Below are 2239 nucleotides of genomic sequence, written 5' to 3'. Positions count from 1 at the left end.
GGGTTCTGCCGCGGCCCGTTGCCTGGTCGGGTGGCGCCCCCGTGGGCTCTTCGGGGCGGGAACATGCAGGCCCGGCGGCTCGGTCCAGACCATCTGGGTGGAGTGCACGTCGGCGACGAACACCTCGCCGGCGTCGTCCAGCGCGCGCAGGAAGGCGGGCTCCTTGCCGTAGCCGCCGTCGACGCCGACCCAAGCGAACCGCATCCCGCGCGCCCGCGCCGCGCGCACGATCTCCAGCGCCAACTCCGCCTTCGAGCGCAACTGCCGCACGGACACCGGGATCCCGGCCCGGTCGCAGCGCTTCGGCTCTTCGATCCAGCGCTGTGGCAGATAGAGCCGCATGTCGACCGGCGCGTGCCGCTGGCCGTCGGTCAGCACCGCGAACACCGCGACCTGGCAGTTATCGACCTTGCCCAGGCGGCCGCACCATTGCCGGGCAACACCCACCGAGTGCTCCCCCTGCTTGTATGAAGCTGCTCTCGTCGATGATCAGGGCGCTGGTCGGCTTGCCACCGAGCAGACGATCCGCGTCACGGCCGATCTGCTCCACCACCGGCTCGTGCCGCCAGGGCGAGTTGCTGATGAAGTGCTGGAACTGCTGCTCGCAGCCCTGCTCGACCACCGTCGCCATCGCCGCGAAGGTCGCTTCCTCCGCCTGCGCGAGCCCTTGCAGGTAGCGCTCCGCCACCGCCGCGTTGTCCCGCGTCCGGGTCCGGAAGAAGCCACCGTAACGGCCGATGAAGCTACCGAACGCCACTGCGACATCCTCGATCAGCGATGCCGTCAGCCGTCAGCCGCACATACGGTCACCCGACGAAGTGACGACATCAGTTCGCCCCCTTCCAACTCCGCTCTTGTGGAGACCCAGTGATTCGAAGCGGCGCTTCGGCGTCAAGTGCGAGCCTCTTGGAGTGCTTCGCCGACCGCAGCCGTCCGAGCGATCATGCCGCCACGCCGGGCAAGTGAGAAATCTGACTTTGTCAAACTACCTGTCTGGTCGCGGAGCATTGTTGGGACCCGGTCGGGCGAGCCATCGTAGACTATGCTTATCGCTTCAAGAGCCTTCCGGCCGCAGCAGCACGACGAGGATAGGCCATGCTGCAGATCCATCCCAATGCCCGCACCACCCCTGCCGTCCGCGCCGAGATCGCCCGCTCCCAGGAAAGCAGCGGCGCCCTCGCCAAGCGCTTCGGCGTCAGCGCCGAAACCATTCGCAAGTGGCGCAAGCGTGGCCCCGAGGACTGCCTCGACCACTCCGCCAAGCCCCACAAGCTGCCCTGGAAGGCCACTGACGAGGAGCGTGCGGTGGTCTGCGCGCTCCGCCGGGCCACCAACTTCGCTCTCGACGACCTCACCTTCGTGGTCCACCACTTCCTGCCGCACCTCAACCGCGACAGCGTCTGGCGTATCCTCCGCGCCGAGGGTCTGAGCCGGCGGGCTCCGCCGGCCTCGGAGCGGCCGAAACGAGGCCAGGGCAAGTTCAAGGACTACGACCTCGGCTTCATTCACATCGACATCAAGCACTTGCCAAAGCTGCAGACCGCTGACGGCGAGCGGCGCAAGCGCTATCTATACGTCGCCATCGACCGGTGCTCGCGCTCCGTCCACCTTGCCGTCAAGGACGACGAGACCACCAAGAGCGCCATCGCTTTCCTCCGCGAAGCTGCGGCCGCCTTCCCCTTCCGCCTCACCCATGTGCTGACCGACAACGGCAGCTGCTTCACCGCCGCCTTTGCCAAGGTATGCGCGGAGCTCGGCGCGGAGTACCGACATACCAAGCCGTACTCTCCGCAAACCAACGGCATGGTGGAGCGCTTCAATGGCCGCATCGGCAGCGAGGTGCTCGGCATCACCGTCTACTCGCATGCCCAGCTTGAGCAGCTGCTCCGTGGCTTCAATGCCGCCTACAACGGCCGACGCCAGCGTGTCCTCGACGGCAAGACACCGAACCAGGTCGTCGCCGAGCGCCTCAAGAAGCGCCGCAAACTCGGCAACCCGAAGCCACAGGGTCGAGCAGGACCAGACGACATCGCCAGAGCTCGGCTCGTCGCTGAGGCCGCCAAGGAGGTCTCGCAACCAGACAGTTAGCCTTCGCGGGTGGAGCGGTTCAACCATCTGGCGTAGTTTACAAGACGCTGGTTGGGCTGGTGCTGCTGTTTGCCGGGCTGCGCCTGCTTCTGGACCAGCGCGAGAAGACGAGCACGCCAGACGGCCCAGCGCCGCGCCCGCCTCTCGCATG

Annotated in this window: 3 protein-coding genes; 1 reads left to right on the top strand and 2 read right to left on the bottom strand. The window is 66.9% G+C overall.

Annotation, left to right across the window (positions count from 1 at the left end; genetic code table 11):
• The coding region (locus VF632_RS05645; RefSeq protein WP_331021883.1) for a transposase at window positions 1-447 on the bottom strand (447 nt) is incomplete at its 3' end.
• Window positions 401-757: a transposase gene (locus VF632_RS05640; RefSeq protein WP_331021882.1), complete on the bottom strand. Its 357-nt coding sequence runs from the start codon at window positions 755-757 to the stop codon at window positions 401-403. The genes VF632_RS05645 and VF632_RS05640, both read right to left, overlap by 47 nt.
• Window positions 758-1095: 338 nt before the next feature.
• On the opposite strand from VF632_RS05640, the gene VF632_RS05635 reads away from it, so the two are divergent.
• On the top strand, window positions 1096-2088 hold the full coding sequence (locus VF632_RS05635; protein WP_349263970.1) for an IS481 family transposase: 993 nt from the start codon (window positions 1096-1098) through the stop codon (window positions 2086-2088).
• Window positions 2089-2239: the final 151 nt, after the last annotated feature.

This window comes from Longimicrobium sp., assembly GCF_036388275.1.
Taxonomy (GTDB): Bacteria; Gemmatimonadota; Gemmatimonadetes; order Longimicrobiales; family Longimicrobiaceae; genus Longimicrobium.
The sequence above is the reverse complement of the archived record's forward strand: the minus strand, read 5'-3'. Positions and strand labels throughout refer to the sequence as shown.